Below are 23,904 nucleotides of genomic sequence, written 5' to 3'. Positions count from 1 at the left end.
TTCCCGAGAAAATGTTCAGTACTGAACTGCATTAACGGTGTGTGGATGATCCTGACCATGAACCGCAGGCGGCTGTGTACGCCAGTGGATAACGCCAGGGGTGGTAGCCAGCTCGAAGGGGGCATCTGGATGTGCGCGATTGAGAATGCGTGCAGCGCGCCAGGCCATCAGGCTGAGCTGGGGTTCTGCAATGCCAAGACTTTGCATCCCGGCATTAACGGCGAACAGGTTGTTACTCTGTGGGCCGTCCCAGTTAAGGGTGAAATCGGTGTTGATGTGAAAACTTTCATCCCGGTCCAGCTGGAAGCGGTGTGCTATCGGTGCCAGGAAGGCAGGGCGTGCCGGGCTGTAACCGGTGGCGAAAACCGCCACGTCGGTTGTCAGCTGTTCTTCGCCGTGATCGAGCTGATGACACAGCGTCAACTGCAGCGGGTTCTGTTGTGCAGCAACATGGGTGACCGTACGCGATGGCAGCAGATGCGCCCACGGTTGTTCACGCAAGACTTCAAACCGGTGATACATCGCGCGATAGATGGCAAGCAGCGATTCGCTGGTTATCCCGTCCGACGTCATTTTCTGTTCATTCAGCATTTGCTGACGTGCGCTTTCGTTTAGCGTGGAAAAACTCTCGAGATATTCCGGGGTGAAGTACTCATTGGCGAAGGCGGCTTCATCCAGCGCATTGAAGTTATTCCGGCGCGAAACCCAACTCAGCGCAGCCGGTTGCCCCCATTCGCCGCGGAAGATATTGAGAAACAGATCGGCTCCGCTCTGTCCACCACCGATGATGGTGACGCGCTGACCTTGCAGATTCGGCCTGCGCAGCATCATTTCGCTGGCGTGGAAGCAACGGTCACTCTGCTCAGTGACACAGCCGGGCATTTTTGCCTGCTTTCCGATACCGAGGCATACATGGCGGGCCTGGTATTTGCCCTGAGTGGTCTCAATGGTAAACAGCCGTGTTGTGTCATCGAAACTGACTTTCGTCACCTGCTGACTGAACGCCAGATTACTCAGGCTATTAGCGGCCCAGCTGAGGTAATCAGAAAATTCCTCACGGGATACCGTGCGCTGCTCGGTCGTCAGGAAGCGGTAGAACTTTTTTCGCTGTACCAGATAATTAACGAAGCTGTAGCGATTGGTTGGATCGACGGCACTCACCAGATCTTTGAGGAAGCTGGTTTGCATGGCGCAATCGGGCACCATCATACCCGGATGCCAGGCGAAATAAGGTTTGCGTTCGAGGAAGAGGGAACTGAAGCCTTCCAGCCCTTCAGCCAGGGCGGCGACGCTAAGATTGAAGGGACCAATACCTATGCCAATGAAATCATACGTCTTCATTTTGCTGACTCCCGGGTGACCAGATACAGAGGGTTATCAAGATCGGTGAGGTAATTCGGCAGCATGCGGCTGCCGCCGTCATGTTCAGAAAAAGTGAGTTTTACCGGGTTGAGGACAACGCGGATGATCTGCGGCTTAAACAGATCGAAGAGATCGAAGCGATCCGCCATCTCAGGATGTTCATCCATGTATTGCCGGATCACATTCGCCAGCAGCCGGTAGAACTGCGCTTCGCTGATGCCGGTTTGCAACGTGAGGCGTGAAATAAAGCGCAATACGGTGACGAAATGTCCGGTCTGCAAGTCATGAATCAGATAGTCTGCACTCAGGCGCGCGGTCACGTCCTTTACGGCTGTGGGTAAAGACGCGGCTTCCGGAAAGTCTTTATCGACCAGCCGCATATCGCCCTGAAAATCCTTGAGAAAAATTCGCTGTGGAATATTGTCCTTCATCACCAGGGTCACGTTCTGACCATGTGCTATCAGCGCCACGCCGTAGCGACACATCAGGTGATAGAAGGGGATGACCACGACGGTAAACATCTGGCGGAGCCAGCTTTCTGCATCCAGTCCTGAGCGCCTGATCCACGCAGCAATCAGAGGGTGTCCCGCATTATCCGTCTCCATCAGCGCGGCCATTAGCACCGCCTGCTCGCCATCCTGCAAATAACAGGAGGGATTTTCCCGCCAGATGACGCCGAGCATTTCCTGATAACGATAAGGTGCACCGGGCAATGCCGCGTAGCCTGCATGAGCCAGATACCCGGCTGCCGGTTCGGCAAGAATCTGTGCGCCTGTCGCGCGGAGCGTTTCATCCGCGGCAAACTGTTGCTGTAACCAGCCTGATGCCAGCGGCCCGGCGGCGATGTACTTGCCTGGAATGCCGCGATAGCAGGAGGTGTTGTAAATCGTCAATGGCAGCTTGATATCAAACGGTGAGGCGCGGCTGATGTTGGTCAGCGTGCGCAGCGACTGCTGGGCGAGATAGTGGTCACCAAACTCACCCAAATCCACTAACTCCCCGCGGGCGATATCAGGCAGGAAATGGAGGGCGATTTTTTGTTGCCATTGCCAGGGATGCACGGGCAGCGGCAGCCAGCTGTCGTCCAGCTGTAATGACTGCCAGCGCTGGTGGAACCGCGTTAGCTCTGCATCCTGCATGGCACTGGCAAGCAGTACGGTAATATCGCCGACATTATCACTGCTCCAGATAAACCGGTCGCGACGGACGGCTATCCAGTGCAGGCGGAAGGCGTTGCGATATTCCGGGGCATAGGCGCGTAGCGCGTCGATACCCCATCCGCGTCGGCCTTTATTGAAGATGAACTTCGGATGTCCACTCAGCAGGCATTGAAGCTCATCCGGCGGGAGGCCGATCAGGCCTTCGGCGTTCATTCCCTGACGTGCTTCCAGCAGCTGTAAATCCCCGCGCAGTGTGGCGTAGAGATCTTCCAGATGTTCAGCGGTCTGGGCATCGGTCATTTCCAGCACCACGGCGAGCTGGCGCAGCAGCGCATCGGCTTCGGCAGGTCCGCCGTGCAACGACTCAGGATCAATATGCAGCCATCCCCAGATGCCGCGGCGTGCGCTGAATTCCCAGCGCGCTGTGCCAGCCGCGATTGCCCATCGATCGGGTGTTATCTCGCTGGCAGGCAACGCTTGTTCATACTCCAGTTCAGCGAGGATTTTCGCGATCATTTCGCGATTAACGCGTTCCCACATCACAGCCCCACCTCCGTGAAGAAGCGCTGGCGTTCGCTGATAACCAGACGGGAACGCTTATGAGGAAAATCGAATTCTTTACTGGTGTGATACCCGGCAACGGGCAGGTGACGGAACAGACGCTGATTATCGTAGCGAGGTTCAGCAACAACACGCCGTGTGCGTGGTTCGTCCAGAAACAAATAATGCGTCAGCCCACGTAACCAGCTACGGATAAAGTGCGCACCACGCCATGCTTCTTCGCCAACCAGCATATGCAGACCGCGGTCAAAGGTGTGCCAGCGATAATGGCGGCCGATACGATCTTCCGCCGCCCAGTAGACTTCAAAGTAGCCAAAGGGCTGGTCGTCGAAACAGCCAATCAGCGGGTAGCAGTAAGACGAGTCGAGTTGTTTGTGCAGGTAAGCTTCCAGCTCTGCCTGGGGGGCAGCCATCTCCCAGAAAGCATTAACGCGCGGCGTATTCATCCAGTGGGTGAATCGCTCCGCGTCCTGAGCCACATCCGCAAGGCGGAAACTGAGCGTCCGTTTGATTTGCGGATCGTAGCGGCGGTAAACCTCGCCGACGGGTCTGGCCGGTCGCACCGGATAATAAATCTGCCGTTCCCGGTCAAACTGCATTTTTTCGTTCGCAGCCGCCGTTGCACCCCGGAGCCACAACGGCAACTGCCAGAAGACCTCACGCGCGAGATAATCACCCGATACGGCGTCAAACAGCGCCTGTGCCTGGGATTCATGCTGCCACTGCGCCCAGGGAAGATGAACGCCGCTGAGATGCGGTGCTGCAACCAGCAACTGGTCAATCGCATCAGCAAGCCAGCCATCGGGCATATTTTCGATCAACTGTAACGATGCACTGTTATCCAGCCCCAGCATTAATGGCAAAGGCTGGTTGGTCAGGGTGCACCGAAAACCATGATTATCATGAACAATATTGGCCTGCGGCATCACGCATTCTCCCTGTAGAACGGATTTTGAAAGTCGAAATAGATGACTGCCGGGTCGGCGATGGTGTTTTCGTTGTGATCGTGGAGGTAACAATGGAAGTTGCCCTTGCAGTTCCAGTGTTTGCTTGCGAGCACATAATCAAGGCTTTGCTTATCAAGAACACGGGGGCGTAATGCGGCCAGTTTCTCGCGCACCGTCTCCATCAGCTGCTGCTCGGTCTCAAAACCCGCAGCACCCAGCGCCGCAGTGACAGCCAGTGTAGAGTTCACCAGCAGGTAGTAAGGGAAATAGCGCAAGACCTGTTCGCGGCTGAAGCAATTTTCTGCGTCAGCTTCATCAATTTCCGCCAGCCAGTTCCGGGCATTGTCCGTGAAACCGCTACCCTGACAGTCGCGATACAGCAGTCCCGTCGGTAAATCCTGCTGCATCTCCACGAGGATGTTTTGCTGGTGAGCAAGCAGGACCAGTCCGAAATTGGCCTCTGTGCTGAACAGGGGAAGCAGGACGTGATCGCAGTAGGCAGTAAGCCAGCACTGTGCTGCCTGGCGTAATGACAACCCCAGTCTGGCGCTGAGTCGTTTTACTGCTGCTGCCAGCAGGCTGTCCCCGCCGTCCGGTGCGGCCTGGGTCAGGCTGACAAGAACATTAGTCTGAGTCTGAGGGGTGTCGAACAGCAGGTTGACGCGAAACGCCATCAGACTCTCTTCCTGGATGACACCATCAGCAGACCGCAATCCTGCCCAGCCGTCCTCCTGCATGACACGCATGGTGGGATGTTGCGCCTGGAGTGTTTGCCAGCGAGGCGTCTGAGCCAGACGTGCCAGACGCATACCGCGCCTGACTTCTTTGACAGATAACGTGCGCACCGAGTTGGTCAGGCGAACGCTAAGCGAAAACTTAATCATGTCATTGCTGGCAGAGCAGTAAAGCGATCGGGATGAGCTGGTGGGTAACCATGCGCTGCCGTTTTCACCCAAATCGATAACTGCGCCGCAGATGACCAGTTGCTGGCACCACGCCTGCGACAGCAAATGCTGTGCCTGCCAGGGATGCATAGGGATCAGCCAGTGCGTATCGGTGAACTGGCTCAGCAAGTCGGGGGCGCTTTGCGCAGCAAAGCGCAGCAGACGCGTGCGCAGTGATAATCCGAGGCTTTCACCGGCGACATACTGGCTATCAACGGAGAACCAATGCAGCGGAAAGCTTGAAGCGAAATCGGGCAAATAGCGGCGAGCTTCAGCTTCGTTGAATGGCTGGTGTGATTTGGGTGCCGGATGGAACGCGTGGCCAACCAGCAGTGCCTGCTCGGCCTCGGAAAATGACAGCGGGCGTAGTCGTAAGTCAGGCCAGCGATGGCGCAGGTTGATAGCCTGCCAGGTATGCGCGTGGCTCTCATAAACACGTTGCTGAAATCGCCCGGTAATGTTGCTGCTCAGCTCTGCACGGATCGCGGGTTTTGCCAGAATCAGCGATACCAGCGTCTCAAAACTAACAGATTGTCCTTCGGGATACGCCGGGCTGATGAGCAGGGCGGGAAACTGATACTGGTGATGCTGAGTAGGGGAGAAATATCGTAGTGGCAGGCAGATCTGTTCAGTTGACGCAAGCGGCAGAAGGATGTGTTGCTTTTGGTCATGCGCTGCGCCCGCAACATACTGCCAGTCCCGTGTTTCCCGGAGAAGTGCATTCAGAAAACACTGTGCTGCTACGTCTACAGCAGAGGTATGGGCCAAATCATTCATAAGACAATCTCAATCAGCAATTGATAATGATTATCGTTATGATAAGTATTTCATTTACATTGGCAACTGTTTTTGTAATATTTACATACATCATTAATCACATATACCCATGATTTTAACGATGTCTTTACATTATTTATGGAATCTATTGCGAATCTGTTTAATTTAAGACTGATAAGTAAATCCAATTGGTTACTGGCTTTATGTGCCAGTTTGCTTGGAATTGGTCAGAATGGCTTACTGGTTATGCTGCCGCAGCTGGTGGCAATGACCAACCTGACACTCTCAGTTTGGGCGGGGTTATTGCTGTTTGGCTCCATGCTTTTTCTACCGGCATCTTCCTGGTGGGGGCGGGTGTCCGAGGTGAAGGGCTGTAAATTCGTGGTGACCGCTTCTCTGGTGGGTTACCTGCTGAGTTTCAGCGTGATGGCGCTGGTGGTATCAGGTCTGTCAGCAAAAATCATCGGCCCGGCAACAGGACTTGTTGGACTCATCTTCTCACGTCTGATCTATGGTCTGACTGTCTCTGGCATGGTTCCGGCCGCGCAAACGTGGGCGATGCAACGCGCGGGTTCTGAGAAGCGCATGGCGGCGCTGGCAACCATCAGTTCCGGGCTGAGTTGTGGCAGATTGCTGGGCCCCCCTCTGGCGGCGCTTGTCCTGGGCTTTCACCCACTGGCTCCCATCTGGCTTATGGCGCTGGCACCGTTAATCGCCTTACTGTTGATCAGTGGTCAGTATAACGATCCGCCTCTGACGACAACGCAGCATCAATCCACGTGTTTCCATATGGGACTGCTGCCCTTGCTGAGTCTCGCTTTATTGCTCGCTGCAGCTATAAGCATGATGCAGATCGGCCTTGCACCGGCGGTGGGTAAGATTGTGACGTTATCTGATGCTATCAGTCACCATATCGCCTGGTTGCTGAGTCTGGCGGCCATGAGCACGCTGCTGGCGCAATTCCTGGTTGTGCGGCCACAACGACTGGCTGTGGAACCCCTGCTGCTGGCTGCTGCGGTCGTTATGGCCGCAGGTTTGATCATGATGGTGTGCGGAAATCTGCCGTCGCTTTACGCTGGAATAGCAGTGACCTCATTTGGTGCTGCAATGGCTACGCCGGCATACCAGCTCCTGCTTAACCAAAAACTCTCAATCGGCAAGGGAGCGGGGTTGATCGCGACCAGCCACACGCTGGGTTATGGTCTCTGCGCTTTGCTGGTTCCGTTAATGACGTCAGTAAGCGGGCAACATAGCCTGCTGGCAGGTGCATTTGTGGCATCGCTGCTGTTTCTGATGGTGGCCTCATGGCGAGTATTAAGATCTACGTCTCATGGCGCGCGTTGAAAAGGAAGGAAGATGGCTCAGGTTGCCAGTTATCGCTTATTTGATGTCAGGCTGTTGCATAAGAAGATGCTTTCTCCATCGCTGATGAGCTGCATATTCACCGGTGAGCAGGTGCGGCAGATGAAAATGGATGGACCAGATCAGCGCATTAAAATACTTTTCCCGTCCTTAAATGGGACGACCCGATTGCTCAATACTGAGAGTTCATGGTGGCAGCAGTTGCAACAACTGCCGCCAGAAGATCGCCCCATCGTCCGTACTTACACTCTGCGTAACGTCAATGCTGAGGAGACTCGCATGGAAGTTGAGTTTGTGGTTCATGGGACCGAAGGGCCAGCGTCGGCCTGGGCAATCAGCGCCACGCCGGGAGATGTTTTGCAGATGGTCGCACCGAACCGTGCACATCTTGTTGACAGTGGCGGCTACGAATGGAAACCGCATGCCGGCGTCGAACACGCGTTAATCATCGCGGATGAGACGGCTCTGCCCGCGGTCAAGAATATCATGCGACAGATGGCAGAGCTGAACGCGCCACCCAAACTTCAGGTTTTTCTTGAGGTTCCAGCGCGGGCTGATTGCCTTGCCCTGAATGAATTCGGGTTTGCTGAAGTGTATTGCTTACCGCGCGACAAGTTGCAGTTGCCTCATGGTGAAGCGTTGCTGAATGCGGTAAAGGAGCATGTATTTCTCCCTTCTTATGCACTCAGTTCTCATCAGGAATTTATTGATGAAACAGGTCAGGAGATTTTATGGTGTGGTGCAGAGGATAAAAATAATCGCTTTTATGGCTGGGTGGCAGCTGAATCCTCGGCGGTAAAACACCTCAGACGCTATCTGGCTGGTGAGCGCCATGTTGCCAATGAGGCGATCAGTTTTATGGCGTACTGGAGTAAGGGGAGGGGATGACTTCCTGATGCTATCTGGTCGCTCTTTCTATTTCACATTGAACGGCGAAGTCGCAGATCTGGCCCCCGGCGATAGGTAAGCGGCTCATAGAGACCGTCTGTTAAATTTCTTCACTTTGAGTTATGCATTGAACTAACTGCAACGCGATTTCTGCTGCATACTTCTCCGATTTCACGAAGATCGCCGTGAACTCTGCGGTAACCGTAAACACCGCCGCTCAGTGCATAAGAGTCGCGGATTAACAGAAATATGACGCGCATGCAGCTTATCAGAGCACTGGGATCCTTGAGGCCAGATGCCAAAGAATACCGCAAGACGCAAAAACCAGGGAGTATGTAGACAAGCGAGTGGCTGAAGGACATACAAAAATGGAAGCCATACGCTGTCTGAAGCGATATATCTCATGCGAAATTTATACATTACTGCGAGATCAAAACAGGCAGGTCAACAGCATCCCGATAACGGCTTGACTCTTAGAAAGACGTCCAAGGCAGCCACTATACAAGCCGGCAGTTCAGGCAATTACTGTGGCGTTGTCAGATAAAACCGAAAGGAGACAACCGGGCGTGACACGATAGCTGCTTATCAAAATTTCCTAAACCACACATCGGAGAAATCGACCACGTTTTAACTTTGTGGCCGGACTTCTGATGTTTACCTGTTCAGGGTGAAAGTAGTTATATTCAATTACGTAACTTAAAATCATCGCCATGATAGGTAATATTAAGCGGTGAAATGACAACCTTTTTCTCTCCTTCTTCAACATAACCTGCATGCAAGGCAGTAAATTCCTCATTGTTGGCTAAGGCAAGAACGGTTTCAACGGCTTCTTCCGTGAGGAAAAGTGCAAAACCTGCTCCCATGTTGAAGGTCTTATAAGCTTCTTCTGCCGACAATTTTGCTTCATCGCAGATCAGCGCCATCTCCTGCGGGACTGGAAGAAGATGATCTATGACATAAGTGAGAGCATTCGGTGAGCGCATCACTTTCTGCAAGCCATGCCCGGTGATGTTAGCCATATATTGCGGGAATATACCTGCAGCGAATAATTTAGCGATAAAACCAGAATAGATGTGAGTTGGCTGCAGTAGCGCTTCACCTAAAGGAGTACCATCCGCCAGTGGTGTCAGGTAGCCATCCCGTAATCGTTCAGCCACGCTGCGCGCCAGACTGACACCGTTAGAGTGGATACCTGATGAGCTGAGCAGAACAATTTGTGTGCCACTCTGTAAGTTACCTCCAACAGAAAGTTGTCTGCGATCGTGAATATAGCCCAACGCCGAAGCGGCAAGATCAATCGTTTCCGCGTGCACGACATTATTCAGACAAGGAGTTTCACCACCGCCCCAGGCAAGGTTGTATTTTTTACAGACGTCCCGCCAGCCTGCGATCAAGTCCTCAGTACGACGTTTGTCCTTAAACCAGGATTCGTGACCGGCTGCCCAGTAGGCATGGCAGGAAAAAGGTAACGCACCAACAGTAATCAGATCATTAATCGCCATAGCCAACGTATCCTGCGCGATAGCCGCATATTAGCTGTTCTGGGTTTGCTGATAATAACTGTCAGCGATAAGGATTTTTGTTCCAAGGCATTCGGTTATAGAGGCGATGAGCAGTGGGCCGAGATCTACCAGGTAGGCGGATTCACCGCGCGAAGCGGCAATTTCGCTAAACCCGTGATGGGTAAGGGATGAAGCAGTAAGCGCAGAAGCTTGCTGGGCAAAAACCTTAAACGGATCAATTACATCGTAGTTAACACCGACATCTTTGTAGCTCAGTTTTTCACTTGACATCACTCACCTCATTGTCCTGATGTACATAGCGGATAAATAACAACAACATCGATAAAGAGAGCAGACAGATAAAGAGTATACCGGGCTGTAATGTTGAAGCCGGAGAAATATTTAGCACCAAGGCCATCAGCAATGCAGATGCGACATTGATCCAGAAGGAGATAGCGCTAATGCACGTGTCAGCATGCTGCGCCGGGAGTTCGTTGATCAGCAGTGGTTTGATAAAGGGATAGTCCCCGGCTATTATCCAGCTATAGAGGACGAAACCCGCCATAGTTACACAGACTAGGGGAACATGCGGGAGAAGGGGGACAAGTAAAAGTAAACAGTTAGATAACAACGCCAGCAAACTTTACTGTATCAGCATAGACGTGATCTAACTCTAATTGCCATTGCCAATAACTGGTTAATTAATAATTTAACCTCCTTTCCTTTTAGTATTGACAATCACAGTAATATTTTTTGTCAAGTTAATTTTTAATAAATCTCCAAATCCGATGAGTCGAAATATCATGTTCATGAAAAATCTTCCTTACTCATCAGGAGTTGAACATGAAAATCTCAACACTCGTCATCACCCTCGCACTTCTTTCACCCAGTTTTAGTTTGTTCGCCGCGCAGCCGGGTTCCGAACCTGCTGGCAGGGAACTCGGTACTGTTTCTGTATCCGGTATTCGTGGGGATATGGATGATGCTATTCATGCTCTGCAGATGAAAGGCAAAGAGTTAGGCGGCCAGCGCATAAAAATCATCTCACTGGATTCTCCCGGTGACTCTGATGTCTATTTAGGCACCGCAGAAGTGTTCTCAAGGTAATGCTGATGTCTGAGATCAAATTCACTTCTCTCATGCTCCTGTGTGCTGCTCTGGTGGGGTGCAAACAGGAGCAGGTATCATCCGGTACCGAAAAAAAAGCTGTTTTCGCTCAGTCAATCCACCTTCAACCCATATCAACATCAGTGACGCTGACTGGGCGAACCAGTGAAACACTCATTTCACAGGTCAGGCCTCAGGTTACCGGCATTATTCAGAAACGGGCTTTCAGGGAAGGGGATTTTGTACAGGCTGGTCAGGTGCTTTATCTCCTTGATCCCTCCTCGTATAAAGCGGCTTACGATCAGGCTTTGGCTGCGGTGGACAGTGCAAAAGCTGAACTGTTTTCCGCAAAACTGAAATACCAGCGCTATGACCGTTTAATAAGCAGCCATGTCATTTCCCAGCAGGATGTTGATGATGCACTGTCAACCTACAAGCAAGATGTTGCGAATGTTGCGGAGAAAAAGGCCGATCTTGAGACTGCCGCAATAAATCTTGACCGCACGACAATTCGCTCGCCGATTTCCGGTATTGCGGGTGTGTCAACGGTGACACCAGGTGCACTGGTAACGGCTAATCAGTCCGATTCACTGACCGATGTTCGTAAACTGGATCCGATATATGTCGATCTCCAGGAGCCATCAGACCAGTGGCGTAAGCTCGGAATGGAGAATGGTGGCAAGGATGAACAGGTTCGTCTGATGTTGGGGAATAGCACCATTTATTCCCAGGCTGGAAAACTTGAACTTGCCGAAGCGGCTGTTGATCCTTCAACAGGCACTGTTAAATTACGGGCCGTGTTTCCTAATCCTTCGCATTCTCTCCTGCCAGGTATGTTTGTTCGTGCTGTACTGCCGGGGATGCACTATCAGAGTGTCGCGTTGGTCCCCCAGAGCGCTGTGACTTTTGACCATAACGGTCAGGCATCGGTGCTGACCGTGACGTCTGACGGCAAAGTTAAAGGGGTGAATATCCTCACGGATGGGGACTTTAAAGGAAACTGGATTGTTACCCAGGGTCTTCAGAATGGTGACCGTGTCATTACAGCAGGAAATAACCGTGTATCTCCCGGTGATGATGTCACCATCAAAAAGGCGAAGGAGTCCGGGGCATCATGATTTCACGTTTCTTTATTCAAAGACCGGTCTTTGCGTGGGTCATTGCCATTCTGATCATGCTGGCCGGGGCTATTTCCCTGCTTAATTTACCGATCGCGCAATATCCTGATATTGCGCCGCCTTCGATTAAGATCGCAATGACGTATCCTGGGGCTTCAGCTAAAACTCTGGAGGACAATGTCACTCAGGTTGTAGAGCAGCAGCTGACCGGTCTTGACGGCATGCTTTATTTCACCAGTACCAGTAGCTCTACAAGTGGTGTTGAGATTGACGTCTACTTTGACCAGAAAACCGATCCCGACATTGCTCAGGTTCAGGTGCAAAACCAGGTCGCACGCGTAGAATCTCGCTTACCGACTGCGGTTGTTTCTCAGGGGATCGTGGTGATTAAACGCCAGCCTGATTATCTTCTGATGATGGCTGTATATGATAAAACCCGTAAAGCGACGGCTTCCGATCTCAGTGACTGGGTAGCCAGTAATATGCAGGACACTCTTTCACGTTTGCCTGGCGTGGGAGATGTAAGAATCTTTGGTTCGCAACATGCGATGAGAATATGGCTCGATCCTGCCAAACTGGCTCAGTACAGCCTGATGCCGTCAGACATTAAAACTGCCGTGCAGTCAATGAATACTGATGTATCTGGCGGGAGCATTGGGGCACAGCCTGCGGCGCAGGGGCAGACAATGACAGCAACAGTCAATGTTATGTCACGCTTGCAGACTGCGGATCAGTTCAAAAATATCATCGTTAAAACGAATTCTGATGGATCGGTAGTCCGGCTTTCTGATGTGTCTAAAGTCAGTGTCGGCAACGAACAGTACGGCACCCAGGCCGAAATGAATGGTTATCCGGCCGCTGGGATTGCGGTGATGCTGGCACCGGGAGCAAACGCGCTTGATACTGCCGATCTGATCAAAAGCAAGGTCGCGGAATATCAGAGAAATATGCCGCAGGGTTATACCGTTGTTTATCCCAAAGACAACACCAAGTTTATAAAAATATCTGTCGAAGAAGTGGTCAAAACTCTCTTTGAAGCGATTTTATTAGTGGTTGTGGTGATGTATGTTTTCCTGCAAAACATCCGAGCTACATTAATCCCTACGCTGACAGTACCCGTTGTGCTACTGGGAACTTTCGGTGTACTGGCGGCTTGTGGTTATTCCGTTAATACTTTGACGCTGTTCGGTATGGTGCTCGCTATCGGCCTGCTGGTTGATGATGCAATTGTCGTGGTTGAAAACGTTGAAAGGGTCATGAAGTTCGAACATTTGCCACCTAAAGAAGCGACAATTAAGACCATGTCGCAGATTTCAGGTGCGCTTATAGCCATTGCAGTGGTCCTTTCTTCTGTTTTTCTGCCAATGATTTTCTTTGGTGGATCAACGGGCGTCATTTACCGCCAGTTTTCTGTCACTGTTATTTCAGCCATGCTGTTGTCGGTGGTCGTTGCGTTAACATTCACACCGGCACTCTGTGCAACATTTCTGCGCCATGCGGACACGCCGTCAAAAGGGTTTTTCCATCTTTTCAACCGGGGATATAGCCGGCTGGAATCCCGCTACAGTCACCGCCTTGTGAAACTATTCCGCAAACCGGCAAAACTGTGCGTGATATACGGCGCCATCCTGGCGGGCGTGCTTTTCATGTTTCACACCATTCCCACCAGTTTTCTGCCTGGAGAGGATCAGGGCTATCTTACAGTCCAGTACACCTTACCCGCGGGCACGCTATTACCTCAGACTCAGAAGGTTGGCGATCAGATCCGAAATTATTTTGAAACCTTCGAAAAGAAGAATATTACCAATGTTTTCAATGTTAATGGTTTCAACTACAGCGGTAGCGGTCAGAATGCTGGCATCGCGGTTATTCGCCTGAAAGACTGGGATCTGCGTGATGGCGAACAGAATACCGCTGATGCTGTCGCTGAACGCGCAAAAGGAATGTTGGGAGATATTATCAATGCCCGAATCGTGGTCTCCACACCTCCAGCAGTAACAGGAATGGGGCAGGTAGATGGTTTCAGCTTCCAGCTTGAAGCAACCGATGGTACATCACGCGCTAAACTGGCGAGTCTGAGAGATATTTTGCTGAAAAAAGGGCATGAGGATCCTCTGCTGTCCATGGTCAGAAGTAATTCTCTGCCAGATACCTCACAACTAGATTTGAATGTCGATTTCACTAAAGCACGCGTGCTTTCTCTGACGAACAGCGATGTGACCAGTACCATCAGTAATGCCTGGGGAGGAAGTTATATTGATGATTTCCTCGACCAGGGGAGGGTTAAAAAAGTGTATATGCAGGGGCTGGCTGATTCCCGTTCAGGGCCGGATGACCTAAACAAATGGTTTGTTCGGGGCAGTGGCGGACAGATGGCCCCGTTATCAGCTTTTACCACAGCGGAATGGACGCGAGGTTCGGATTCTCTGGTGAGGTTTAACGGTAACGCCGCTTATGAAATTGACGGCACCGGTGCCGAGGGTATCAGTTCTGGCCGTGCGATGGCGGAGATGGAGAAACTTCAGCAGTCACTTCCACCCGGTACCATCGGTGAATGGAGCGCACTTTCTCTTCAGGAAAAAATTGCATCCGGGAGTGGGCCAGCGTTGTATGGAATATCTATTCTGGTCGTGTTCCTCTGTCTGGCGGCACTGTATGAGAGTTGGAGTGTGCCATTCTGTGTCATGCTGGTGATCCCATTGGGTGTCGTGGGGGCATTGAGCGCTATTTTTATCAGGGGACTCTATAATGATGTCTACTTCCAGGTCGCTTTACTGACAATTATTGGTTTATCCTCCAAAAATGCCATTCTGATTGTCGAGTTTGCGGAGAGTGAATATCGCAGCGGAATGGCTGCGGGTAAGTCGGCGTTACGTGCGGCCTGTTCCCGTCTCCGGCCGATTCTGATGACATCACTGGCCTTTCTGGCGGGCGTATTTCCGCTGGCAATCGCAACGGGTGCGGGAGCAAACAGTCGTATTGCGATTGGTACAGGTATCATCGGGGGGACGCTAAGTGCCACGATATTGGCTGTACTGTTCATCCCGGTGTTTTTCTGCCTGATGAAGAAATGGCTCCCGGGTAGAACTATGGTTTAATCTGTCAGCCCGCAGTTAACTGGTCTGCGAAGTTTTGCAGGCCAGTGATTGCGGCAACTGACAGTATGGAGATAATTCATGAGTAGTGTGCTTTGCGTCGAGGATGATGAATTCTTCGCCCGTGAAATTATACGTGCACTGACAGAGGCAGGAATTACAGCACGGCATGTGATGACGGCAGCAGAGGCGATAAGTTGTCTTGAAACAGAACGTTATGATCTGATTACTCTTGATCGTGTACTGCCGGATCTGGATGGCATTGAATTACTAAAAAAACTCCGCGTTATTAACAGCGAAACGCCAGTGATCATAATAAGTGGCATGAATTCAGTGGAGGATCGCGTCTCCGGTATTTCAGCCGGTTGTCAGGATTACATCGTTAAACCTTTCTCATCTGAAGAAGTCGTCGCCCGTATTCTTGTTCATCTGCGCTTTAATAAAGTGATAACAGATACCAGTATCCTGAGTGTGGAAGGTATTCAGCTTGACCTTATAGAGAAGACACTCAGCTTCGGTAAGGTTTATATTCCGCTGAAAAGCGTGGAGTTCAGGCTGATGACTATGCTAATGCGCAACCATGGCATTCTCATTACTCGGCCGATGATCCTGGAATCGGTTTGGGGATACACATTTGACCCCGGTACAAAAGTCATTGATGTTCATATAAATAATCTCAGAAAAAAGCTTGATGCGCTGGAATCACCTCTGAAAATTATAAACCTTAGAGGTGCTGGTTTTATTCTTAAAATACCGGATGACAATGAAGAATCTATTTAAAACCACCTATTTTAGGGTGTCATTAATTGCGCTTTCAGTATCGGCGCTATGTATTATTTTGTTGTCTTTTTCAGTTTACTACCAGGCAAGAAGCATCCTCATTGAGCAGAACGACCAGGCAATATTTAGTCAGGTCAATACACTTTCGCTGCTCCCGGAAGATAAGATGATTCAAGCATTGAATGACAGGCTGGAGAACGATTACAGACAGGTATTCTATGGCGGATTGTTTGACCCAGCAGGAAAGCATATTGCAGGAAATCTCCGAGTTGAACCCCCCTCCAGTGTAGATTTTGTAAGACCTTATCGGGCAAAGGTTGAGGGAATACCCAATGATATCAGGATGGTCAGGAAAAATCTGGCAAATGGCGATATTTTGTTTTTTGGTGTTGACATAAAACTTATTTCAGAAATTAAACTTATTCTTTTTACTGCCACCTTAATATGTCTGGCCTTTATGGCGCTTGGTGGAGGAATTATTGGTGTCATTCGTAGTGCAAAAACAGTTAAAGACCTGAGGAAAATTCAGGAAATTACGCGAATTATTAGTCAGGGTGATTTTCGTCAACGGATTCATAGTATGACCGGAAATAATGAAATTGATACACTGGCTGAACATGTGAATGTCATGTTGGGAAATATTGAAAATCTGACCGGGGAAATTTCTTCTATCAATAAGAATATTTCCCACAACCTTTTTTCGCCGCTGATCAGATTACGTGGTGTCATCAGTGATATCTCTCAGTTAACAGCCATCACTACCGGTGAAAAAGAGCGGAAAATTCTGGACATCGCTGAAGGTGAAATCGAGATAATCCTCAAAAGATTTGCTGCACTTCAGAGAATTTCATCCATAGAGAGTCGTTCAAAATATTCCGGCATGTCATTTTTTCATCTATCTGAGTTAAAGAATGATATAGAGGAAATTTTCGAACCTTACAGTGCCGAAACAGGAACGAAATTCCAGGTTCTTGACAGTGATGGTTTTATCTATGCTGACAAAGGATTGTTATTTGAAGCAATATTCAATCTTGTGGAGAATTCTTTTAAATATTGCCCTTCTGGGAGTATGATTACGTTGCTGTTTTCTTCCAGAGAAAATAGAACAAACATTGTGGTACAGGATAATGGTAATGGAATACCTGACGGAAATCTCCATGAGATCATCAATCGCTACACCCGCGCAGATGGGAAGTACGACGTATCAGGGACTGGTATCGGATTGTCAATTGTAAGTTCTGTTGCCAGGTTGCATGGCTTCGAATTACAGATTGAGAATCTCCGACCAGGACTAAAGGTTGCACTCATTGCCGAAAACAGTAATTATCGTCCTGCGGACTGAGTGTGAGATTTATTGATTAACTGGAAGCGTTCTTCAAGGGTGATTCTGCGGTATTGGGCAGGAGAGTGACCGGTAATCCGTTTGAATACGCGTGTAAATTCCTGCTGACTGCTGTAACCATACTTGATGGCGATATCGAGGATTTTATATCTATTTTCTACAATCTCCATTTTCGCCTTCTCCAATCGCCGATGGCGAATGTAGGTAGCAAGCGAGACATCCATATATTCTTTGAAAATACGCTGGAGATGCCAGTGGGAGTAACCGGCACGACTAGCTACGGTCTTAATGGAAAGGTCATCACTGAGGTTATGCTCTATCCATACGATAAGATCTTCTATGACGCTGGCATAAATACTGTTTGAACGATGCATAGTAATACCTTAAGAAAAAAGAATATCTCCAGCTTAATACATATCCATTCCTCATGTGGTTAATACAAATTAACTTGACAAGTAAAAACAACTTCTATCTCTAACTGATGATCATTGCGAATAACGCGGAAAACAAGATGGACAGCAGGGTAGCCATTAATCCGGGCATGAGAAACGGATGGTCAATGATATGCGCACCTGGTTTTGTAGAGCCAGTATCATCCAGCGCTATTGCGGCAAGTAACGTTGGATAATTGGGCAAAATAAACAGTGAGGCGGTTGCCGGAAAACAGATCACAAGCGTCGCAGGTGCAATTCCCATACTGAGTGCTACCGGGAAGAGAATTTTCGTGGCTGCAGCCTGTGAATAAAGGAAACATGAAGCCAGCATAATGACTACTGCCAACATTATCGATGAATTCTGAATATAACCCGACACCATTTTTTCCAGCCAGACATGATTACTGTCCATGAAGGTGGAACCTAACCAGGCGACACCGAGGATGCAGATGCAAGAGGTCATTCCGGTTTTAAAGATTGATGAAGACGGAATGTTGTTGATGTTAATCCGACAGAACATCGAGATAGCTAAAGCAACTGCCATCATAACGGTAATGCGGGCCTCGCCACTGCTCAGGATGGGATGCGCTATAACGCCGAGGCGGGGACTAATAAGAATGGCATAAATCAGGACCAATATCAGTCCTGCCAGAAACATGAGAACGGATGACCCGGCCCCCGGCCGAGGATGAGAAAGCGTAAAATAACGTTCTTTAGCTGAACTGTCGGAGGGAACAATGAGAATATCGTTGTTTCTGATTCTGTCCCAAACCAGATAGAACAATGAGGTGCAAAGGATACCCAAAAAGGTAGCGGGAATTGAGACGGCGATGAGTTCTGTGTAACCCCAGCCCTGATGGCTTTTTTCCAGAATTCCAGAGAAAAAGATTACTGCTGCGGATATAGGGGATGCCACTATGCCCAATAACGACGCCACAACAGAAATTGCCAGCGCCCGTGTTGGACGTAATTGGTTCTCCCTCGCAACACCGACAATCACGGGCATACAGGCAAATGAAACCTGGCCTGTACTTGCCATCATGGTCAGCAACCAGGTCGATAATGGTGCAGTGATAACCAGCAGACGAGGATATCGGCGCAGTGCTTTTTCAGTCAGCTGTACCAGATAATCAATACCGCCCGCTTCCTGCATCGCAGCTATTGCAATAATCACCACCATGATAAAGACAATGACTAACATGGGCAGTTCACCGGGCGAAGCGCCCAGTAAGCTGAGTATCATGACTCCGGCTCCGCCCGCAAAGCCAACACCAATTCCACCCATCCGCATGCCGAGAAACAGGAATCCCAAAACGACAAGAAACTGCACCAGTACCATCTCGCTGCCTCTCAGAAAAAAACAATCTACATATTATCAAGTACTCAGGCCTGTGGATGGCATATAAACATCATCAAAAGGCCCGGACCAACAGGTTCCCTTGTTCTGAACTTACATCGCTGACAACAGGATTTATCAGGGTGCCAATACTTGAAATCTCCACCTCTACCACATCGCCCGGTAACATAAATAACGGTGGATGTCGTTTTTTACCGACCCCACCCGGCGAACCGGTAAGGATGACATCGCCAGGGGACAGGGCACTGAAGGTGCTGATATACGCGATAAGTTCACGAATGGAATGAAGCATATTGCGTGTACTGTCACGCTGAACCTCTATCCCGTTGAGACGTGTCACAATTTCCAGGTTGTGCGGGTCGGGAATTTCATCGGACGTCACCATCCAGGGACCGAAGCCACCGGTTGCTGGCCAATTTTTCCCCGCAGTAAACCAGCTATGCTGCCAGTCACGAACCGATCCATCCATGTAACAGCTATAACCAGCGATATACCTTAAAGCATTATCCTCGGATATATGAGAGCCGCTGCGGCCAATGATGATCGCCAGTTCACCTTCATAATCGAATTCATTGCTCATTTCTGGTTTTTTCAGGCCACAAAGATGGCCTGTTTGTGAATCAGCAAAACGGATGAACAGTGTCGGATCAGGGTCTTTCTCGTTAAATTCAACACGTTTTTCGCGGTAATTCATACCGGCACAGATAATCTTATTAGGTTGAGTAATGACGGGTAAGAACGTTATATCATCATATCGATAATCAACATTGAGCTGCTTCAGCTCACCAGTCGGGATTACATTCTTTTGGCCGAGAAATGTCTTCAGATCCGAACAGTGTGGAAAACGTGTTTTTAAATCAACAATACCGTCTTCGACAGCCAGTCCATAACGTTCTTGCCCATTAATAGAAAAACTTAGAAATTTCATGATGCGCCTCGTAGGGAGGTTAATACAGTGATGAATCTAAATTGACACGGGAGTTATTTCAATGACACCCGGTTATTGATAATTTAATATTTAAGGAGAAAGTTCCTCCAGAATCGCTCCCTTCGTTTCTATCCCAGCAGTCCAGGTGATAACGCCGCCAGCCAAGGTTATGACAGAAAATAGAAGGAAAACGTATTCCACACCAGGGCCTGCCACAATTAAACCGACAATAAGTGTCCCTAATGTTGAACCAGCACGCAGCCATGCGCTACCAAACCCGGTTCCAATGGCTCGTAATCTTGTGGGATACAGTTCAGCTGAATAGAGATACAGTGAGAATGTAATAGTTTGCATAATGGCGTAAGCGAGGCTGGTAAAAATTAATACCATTATTGCTGCAGATGCACCGCTAATACTGAGTACGGCCAGGGCCAGCGAAGAAAAAAGGAAAGCAAATCCATACCAGCGTTTTCGTCCTACTTTGTCAATCAGTAATGCGCAGGCCAGTGATGCGATAACCCCTGCTGCTGAGGTTATCCAGCCGTAAGCGAGACTGCGAGGCATAGACAGATGAAAAGCAGTTCGGTAAAGCGTCGGCAACCAGGTAATCATCCCATTATTAACCAGATAGGCACAAACCCATAACCCCCACAACATTAAAGTCCTTTTCAGATAGATACCTGAGAAAAGCTCTCGCCAGCCTAAATCAGACTGCTGTGGTTTTTCATAATGTCTCACCACCGGTTCTTCGAGCGTATCACCCCGTTTAATAACCTCACTTTCAAGATTTCCGATAATCGCCGCAGCTTCATTGAGACGTCCTTTACTGATTAACCAGCGTGGAGATTCAGGCATCAGCCAGCGTAGTGGTGCTGCAATCATTGGTGGTATAAGTCCTACCCAGAACATGGCTTTCCAGCCATACTCAGGAACAAGAAAGTAACCAGCAATACCTGCAAACATCAATCCTACCGGGAAGATGACTTCATAGAGCAAGAAGAAACGCCCTCTTTTTTTGGATCCAATAAATTCATTGATATAAGCACTGGCTACCGGGACTTCCGCGCCTATACCAATTCCCTGAAGGAAACGGATGATTAATAGTGACCAGCCACCCCAGGCAAACAAGCACGCCGCGCTCATCGTGACAAATAACAAAATTGTTATCTTTAGAACACCAAGGCGTCCAATTTTCTCAGCCAATGAACCAAAGAAAACCGCACCAAATAATTGCCCAACATAACTTGAGGCAATGATGAGTCCAACAAAGAAAGGGGTGAGTCCCCATTCGCTAATAAGTTCAGGCATTGCGAAAGCGATCGCAAGAACGGTATATGAGTCAAAGAATGTTGAGATACCTGTGACAATACGGATGAATATTAATTTTCGGGTAACGGGTAAGCGTTCTATTCTGGCAATCAGTTCAGAAGAATTTGTCGCAGTTTCGGCGGCAGAACGACTGGAATTTAAAACCAAAGTTGACATGATTTATCTTCCTGAATGACCGTGGTGATATTTCACCACGGATATACGGAGACTGTCGTCTGATAGATTTTATTGGCCAGTTTACAGACTCTGGCAGGCCACCTGAAGTTATCATTCAGGTGGTTGTCACTGACCATGTTTAATAAATTAGTAACCACAGTATTCCTGCCGACAGTAAGGATATTTCAGGTGAGTTGCCGACAGGAATTTTTTTGGTCAGATAGCCCGACCAAGATCAGCCGCGCGCATCGCTGCATGAATCTCCTCTTCAGCCCCGGCTTCCAGTGGCAGCAGCGGCGAACGTACCGTTGCATGTTCCAGAATGCCACGCGCGACCAGGGCGTGTTTCAGTGCCACTGTGCCTTCCATATGCGAGCCGCGGTGATAAACACTTTTGGTGACTGGCAGCAGACGATCATGTACTTCGCGCGCTTTTTTATAATCACCCGCTTTACCTGCATTGATCAGTTCAATCAACGGTTCAGGTGCAATATTGCCATATCCTACGAGGAAACCGTCGATATCAAAGGCAGTGTGCAGCAGATATTCATCATGGCAGCTCAGAATTTGTAAGTCTGGACGTTCACGGCGAATGACTGGGATCTCGGTATCCCAACGGCGCATATTACGAACACCATTCTTCATAGCGAAAACACCGGGTTGGGCAGAAATATCCAGTAATGTTTTCAGGCTATAGGTGGCTTTGGTGACATCCGGGTACTGGAACAGAATCAGCGGAAGACCACTTTCTTCGTATACGACACGGTAACGGTCTTGCGGTGCACCATCCTGATAACCGAAACGCAACCAACCGTGTGATGGATAGAGCAGACCCGCAGCGGCACCAGCATCAACGGCGCGTTTGGCTTCCAGCGCGGCGACTTCAGTACCTTCACCAGTGATACCTGCAATGATGGGCAGTTTGTTGTCAACTGACTTCACGAAAGCGCGAATCACCGCGGCCTGTTCTTCCTGGGTCAGAAATGTACCTTCACCTGCGTGTCCCAGGACCACCAGCCCTTTCACCCCGTCAATGCTTCCCAGCCAGCTACCCAGACGTTGGATGGCATCGAAGTCAACACGACCATCGCGAGTAAATGGAGTAACGGGTGCTGGGGTAAGACCTCTAAGATCGATATTGGCCATGTCATATCTCCTTGATATGTAGATAACTAATTTAGTGATTAGAGTTTATGCAACTTGAGTGAGATCGTTACTGCAATCGTTTTCACATCATAAACATTGAACCTGAAAAATTATTGAGTCAATTAAGCACCAGGCATAATTGCAACCAATATCACAAAAATTGATTTTGCTACGAGGCTGGCTGAGATCCTGATCGCATAACGATGATCGCTACTCATTCAGCATGGCATAGCGATCATCAAAGAAGCTTATTTATGCAGTGATGATGTGGATTTGCGCGGGATCAAAGAAGGGATGACAGTACGAATCAGTGAACGGTCTACACCATTAATCAGCATTTCGACGGCATTGGTAGCGATATGTTCGAGTGGGGTTCTGACGGAGGTCAGGGTGACAGGCAGACGTCTCACCAGCGGAATATCATTGTATCCTACCAGAGACAGATCCTGACCAATCGTTATTCCCAGATGGTGTGCTGCTGCAACCACACCAATGGCAATTTCATCGTTGACGGCAAAAATAGCGGTCGGCCTGGGAGAACAATTCAGTAGCAACATCCCTTTTTCTTCCCCGGATTGAACATTAAAATCGGAAGAACAACACCAGTTTGCGTGGATGGGCAACCCCGCCTCCTGCATAGCTCTTTCAAATCCTCGACGCCGGTTAAGGGCATTGGAGGCAAAGTCAGGGCCGCCAATGACCCCGATATCAGTATGACCCAAATCAATCAGATGACGGGTGGCGAGGTAACCTCCAAGTTCATCATCACCGACTGAAGACGGACTGATTCCATCCGTGCGCAGTGCCAGGACGTGGGGTATTTCCCGATCGCGGAGTTCCTGGGGCAGGGGATCATCCAGTCGGCATGTGGACAGAATCAAACCATCAACACGGCGATCCAGCAGTGACTCAACGGACAAGCGCTCCTGTTGCGGGTCGTCACCGCTGGTGGCAACAATCGCAAAGTAGCCACGACGTGATGCGGCTGTTGCTATCTCTTCAAAAAGCATGGCTGTTACCGTATCAGTCAGACGCGGAACAAGTATGCCGAGTGTACCTGTTCCACCACGCCGCAAACTGGATGCGACGTAATCACGACGATAACCCAGCTCCAATGCAACCTGTCGTACTTTCTCCGCTGATTCGCTCCTGGATGTTGGCAGCCGTTCATCCAGAATACGTGAAACGGTTGATACGCTTACCCCGGCCGCCCGGGCGACATCGCGCATGGTAATGGGCTGGTTTTTGCCCCCGTTTTCCCGATCCATATGTTACTCCAGAGATTGATGCCAAAAAGTTATCTCATTCAATAAGATACTTAATAACAGAAAGCGCCATTTGTGAATGAAAAAGAGATGATTTCTCCATCACGTTTGCAACGTTGTGGTTTCCAGACTCATTCTGATACCTAGGTATTATCACATCCCGCAGGATATTTTACGTTTTATATCTGAAGTCACATTCTCGGGGTGAGCAAACGTCCAGATTGTGAACTGCCTTACAATTGTGTGCTTCGCCTGATTGACTTAACCACCATTTTCGCCACGATTGCCGTGCGTGAAAACGATTGCAGAAACGTTGTCATATTAGATTTTTTCTGTAACCGGCG

At 49.5% G+C, this 23,904-nt stretch carries 19 protein-coding genes and 2 pseudogenes; 8 read left to right on the top strand and 13 right to left on the bottom strand.

The window, feature by feature from the left end; genetic code table 11:
- Positions 1-15: 15 nt before the first annotated feature.
- Genes AC6I8X_RS26225 through AC6I8X_RS26210 form a run of 4 tightly spaced genes read right to left on the bottom strand, consistent with a single transcriptional unit; the run spans position 16 to position 5,751 of the window.
- Positions 16-1,341, bottom strand: coding sequence for a lysine N(6)-hydroxylase/L-ornithine N(5)-oxygenase family protein (locus AC6I8X_RS26225; RefSeq protein ID WP_497841710.1), 1,326 nt, complete (start codon positions 1,339-1,341; stop codon positions 16-18).
- Complete coding sequence (gene iucC, locus AC6I8X_RS26220; protein WP_497841709.1) at positions 1,338-3,062, bottom strand: aerobactin synthase IucC; 1,725 nt, start codon at positions 3,060-3,062, stop codon at positions 1,338-1,340. Before iucC ends, AC6I8X_RS26225 begins: the two co-directional genes overlap by 4 nt.
- Positions 3,062-4,009, bottom strand: a complete 948-nt coding sequence (locus AC6I8X_RS26215; protein ID WP_497841708.1) for a GNAT family N-acetyltransferase — start codon at positions 4,007-4,009, stop codon at positions 3,062-3,064. Before AC6I8X_RS26215 ends, iucC begins: the two co-directional genes overlap by 1 nt.
- The gene (locus AC6I8X_RS26210; RefSeq protein WP_497841707.1) at positions 4,009-5,751 is read right to left on the bottom strand and encodes an IucA/IucC family protein; all 1,743 of its coding nucleotides are present in this window, start codon (positions 5,749-5,751) and stop codon (positions 4,009-4,011) included. Before AC6I8X_RS26210 ends, AC6I8X_RS26215 begins: the two co-directional genes overlap by 1 nt.
- Positions 5,752-5,889: 138 nt before the next feature.
- Here AC6I8X_RS26210 and AC6I8X_RS26205 point away from each other — a divergent pair, with 138 nt between their 5' ends.
- On the top strand, positions 5,890-7,095 hold the full coding sequence (locus AC6I8X_RS26205; protein WP_497841706.1) for an MFS transporter: 1,206 nt from the start codon (positions 5,890-5,892) through the stop codon (positions 7,093-7,095).
- Between the two features lie 12 nt (positions 7,096-7,107).
- Positions 7,108-8,001 carry a siderophore-interacting protein gene (locus AC6I8X_RS26200; protein WP_497841705.1) on the top strand — a complete coding sequence of 298 codons (894 nt, stop codon included), beginning with the start codon at positions 7,108-7,110 and terminating at the stop codon, positions 7,999-8,001.
- A gap of 140 nt (positions 8,002-8,141) precedes the next feature.
- Here the strand turns inward: AC6I8X_RS26200 and AC6I8X_RS26195 are convergent.
- Positions 8,142-8,225 (bottom strand): annotated as a pseudogene (locus tag AC6I8X_RS26195) (IS3 family transposase); the annotation flags it as partial.
- Positions 8,226-8,303: 78 nt separating this feature from the next.
- Here AC6I8X_RS26195 and AC6I8X_RS26190 point away from each other — a divergent pair.
- Positions 8,304-8,471, top strand: a pseudogene (locus AC6I8X_RS26190) (IS110 family transposase); the annotation flags it as partial.
- Positions 8,472-8,684: 213 nt separating this feature from the next.
- On the opposite strand, the gene AC6I8X_RS26185 reads toward AC6I8X_RS26190, so the two are convergent.
- The gene (locus AC6I8X_RS26185) at positions 8,685-9,503 is read right to left on the bottom strand and encodes an AIR synthase-related protein (RefSeq protein WP_497841704.1); all 819 of its coding nucleotides are present in this window, start codon (positions 9,501-9,503) and stop codon (positions 8,685-8,687) included.
- A gap of 30 nt (positions 9,504-9,533) precedes the next feature.
- Positions 9,534-9,794, bottom strand: coding sequence for a hypothetical protein (locus AC6I8X_RS26180; RefSeq protein ID WP_497841703.1), 261 nt, complete (start codon positions 9,792-9,794; stop codon positions 9,534-9,536).
- Positions 9,795-10,346: 552 nt separating this feature from the next.
- Between AC6I8X_RS26180 and AC6I8X_RS26175 the strand changes: the two genes are divergently transcribed.
- The 5 genes from AC6I8X_RS26175 (at position 10,347) to AC6I8X_RS26155 (ending at position 16,945) form a co-directional block, all read left to right on the top strand.
- A complete protein-coding gene (locus AC6I8X_RS26175; RefSeq protein WP_497841702.1) occupies positions 10,347-10,610 on the top strand; it encodes a YdgH/BhsA/McbA family protein in 264 nt (87 codons plus the stop codon).
- A gap of 5 nt (positions 10,611-10,615) precedes the next feature.
- Positions 10,616-11,728 (top strand): efflux RND transporter periplasmic adaptor subunit, encoded by a 1,113-nt coding sequence (locus AC6I8X_RS26170; protein ID WP_497841701.1) that lies wholly within the window; start codon positions 10,616-10,618, stop codon positions 11,726-11,728.
- Complete coding sequence (locus tag AC6I8X_RS26165; RefSeq protein WP_497841700.1) at positions 11,725-14,826, top strand: efflux RND transporter permease subunit; 3,102 nt, start codon at positions 11,725-11,727, stop codon at positions 14,824-14,826. Before AC6I8X_RS26170 ends, AC6I8X_RS26165 begins: the two co-directional genes overlap by 4 nt.
- Positions 14,827-14,904: 78 nt before the next feature.
- Positions 14,905-15,603, top strand: coding sequence for a response regulator transcription factor (locus tag AC6I8X_RS26160; RefSeq protein ID WP_497841699.1), 699 nt, complete (start codon positions 14,905-14,907; stop codon positions 15,601-15,603).
- On the top strand, positions 15,587-16,945 hold the full coding sequence (locus tag AC6I8X_RS26155; RefSeq protein ID WP_497841698.1) for a sensor histidine kinase: 1,359 nt from the start codon (positions 15,587-15,589) through the stop codon (positions 16,943-16,945). The genes AC6I8X_RS26160 and AC6I8X_RS26155 overlap by 17 nt, the downstream gene beginning before the upstream one ends.
- Here AC6I8X_RS26155 and AC6I8X_RS26150 read toward each other — a convergent pair.
- The 6 genes from AC6I8X_RS26150 to AC6I8X_RS26125 all read right to left on the bottom strand — a co-directional run bounded on the left by AC6I8X_RS26150 (position 16,927) and on the right by AC6I8X_RS26125 (position 23,563).
- The gene (locus AC6I8X_RS26150) at positions 16,927-17,319 is read right to left on the bottom strand and encodes a helix-turn-helix domain-containing protein (RefSeq protein ID WP_497841697.1); all 393 of its coding nucleotides are present in this window, start codon (positions 17,317-17,319) and stop codon (positions 16,927-16,929) included. The genes AC6I8X_RS26155 and AC6I8X_RS26150 overlap by 19 nt on opposite strands.
- A 100-nt stretch (positions 17,320-17,419) precedes the next feature.
- Positions 17,420-18,718 (bottom strand): anaerobic C4-dicarboxylate transporter family protein, encoded by a 1,299-nt coding sequence (locus tag AC6I8X_RS26145; RefSeq protein WP_497841696.1) that lies wholly within the window; start codon positions 18,716-18,718, stop codon positions 17,420-17,422.
- A gap of 73 nt (positions 18,719-18,791) precedes the next feature.
- Positions 18,792-19,664: a fumarylacetoacetate hydrolase family protein gene (locus AC6I8X_RS26140; protein ID WP_497841695.1), complete on the bottom strand. Its 873-nt coding sequence runs from the start codon at positions 19,662-19,664 to the stop codon at positions 18,792-18,794.
- Between the two features lie 90 nt (positions 19,665-19,754).
- Entirely contained in the window at positions 19,755-21,149 is a 1,395-nt protein-coding gene (locus AC6I8X_RS26135; protein WP_497841955.1) for an MFS transporter, read from the bottom strand.
- A gap of 216 nt (positions 21,150-21,365) precedes the next feature.
- Positions 21,366-22,295 (bottom strand): dihydrodipicolinate synthase family protein, encoded by a 930-nt coding sequence (locus tag AC6I8X_RS26130; protein WP_497841954.1) that lies wholly within the window; start codon positions 22,293-22,295, stop codon positions 21,366-21,368.
- 248 nt (positions 22,296-22,543) lie between these two features.
- Positions 22,544-23,563 (bottom strand): LacI family DNA-binding transcriptional regulator, encoded by a 1,020-nt coding sequence (locus tag AC6I8X_RS26125; protein ID WP_497841953.1) that lies wholly within the window; start codon positions 23,561-23,563, stop codon positions 22,544-22,546.
- Positions 23,564-23,904 lie beyond the last annotated feature (341 nt).

Source organism: Pantoea sp. X-Soil-TKNS-1280 (assembly GCF_059730475.1).
Note: the sequence above shows the minus strand (reverse complement) of the source record. Positions and strands in the feature narration are given on the sequence as shown.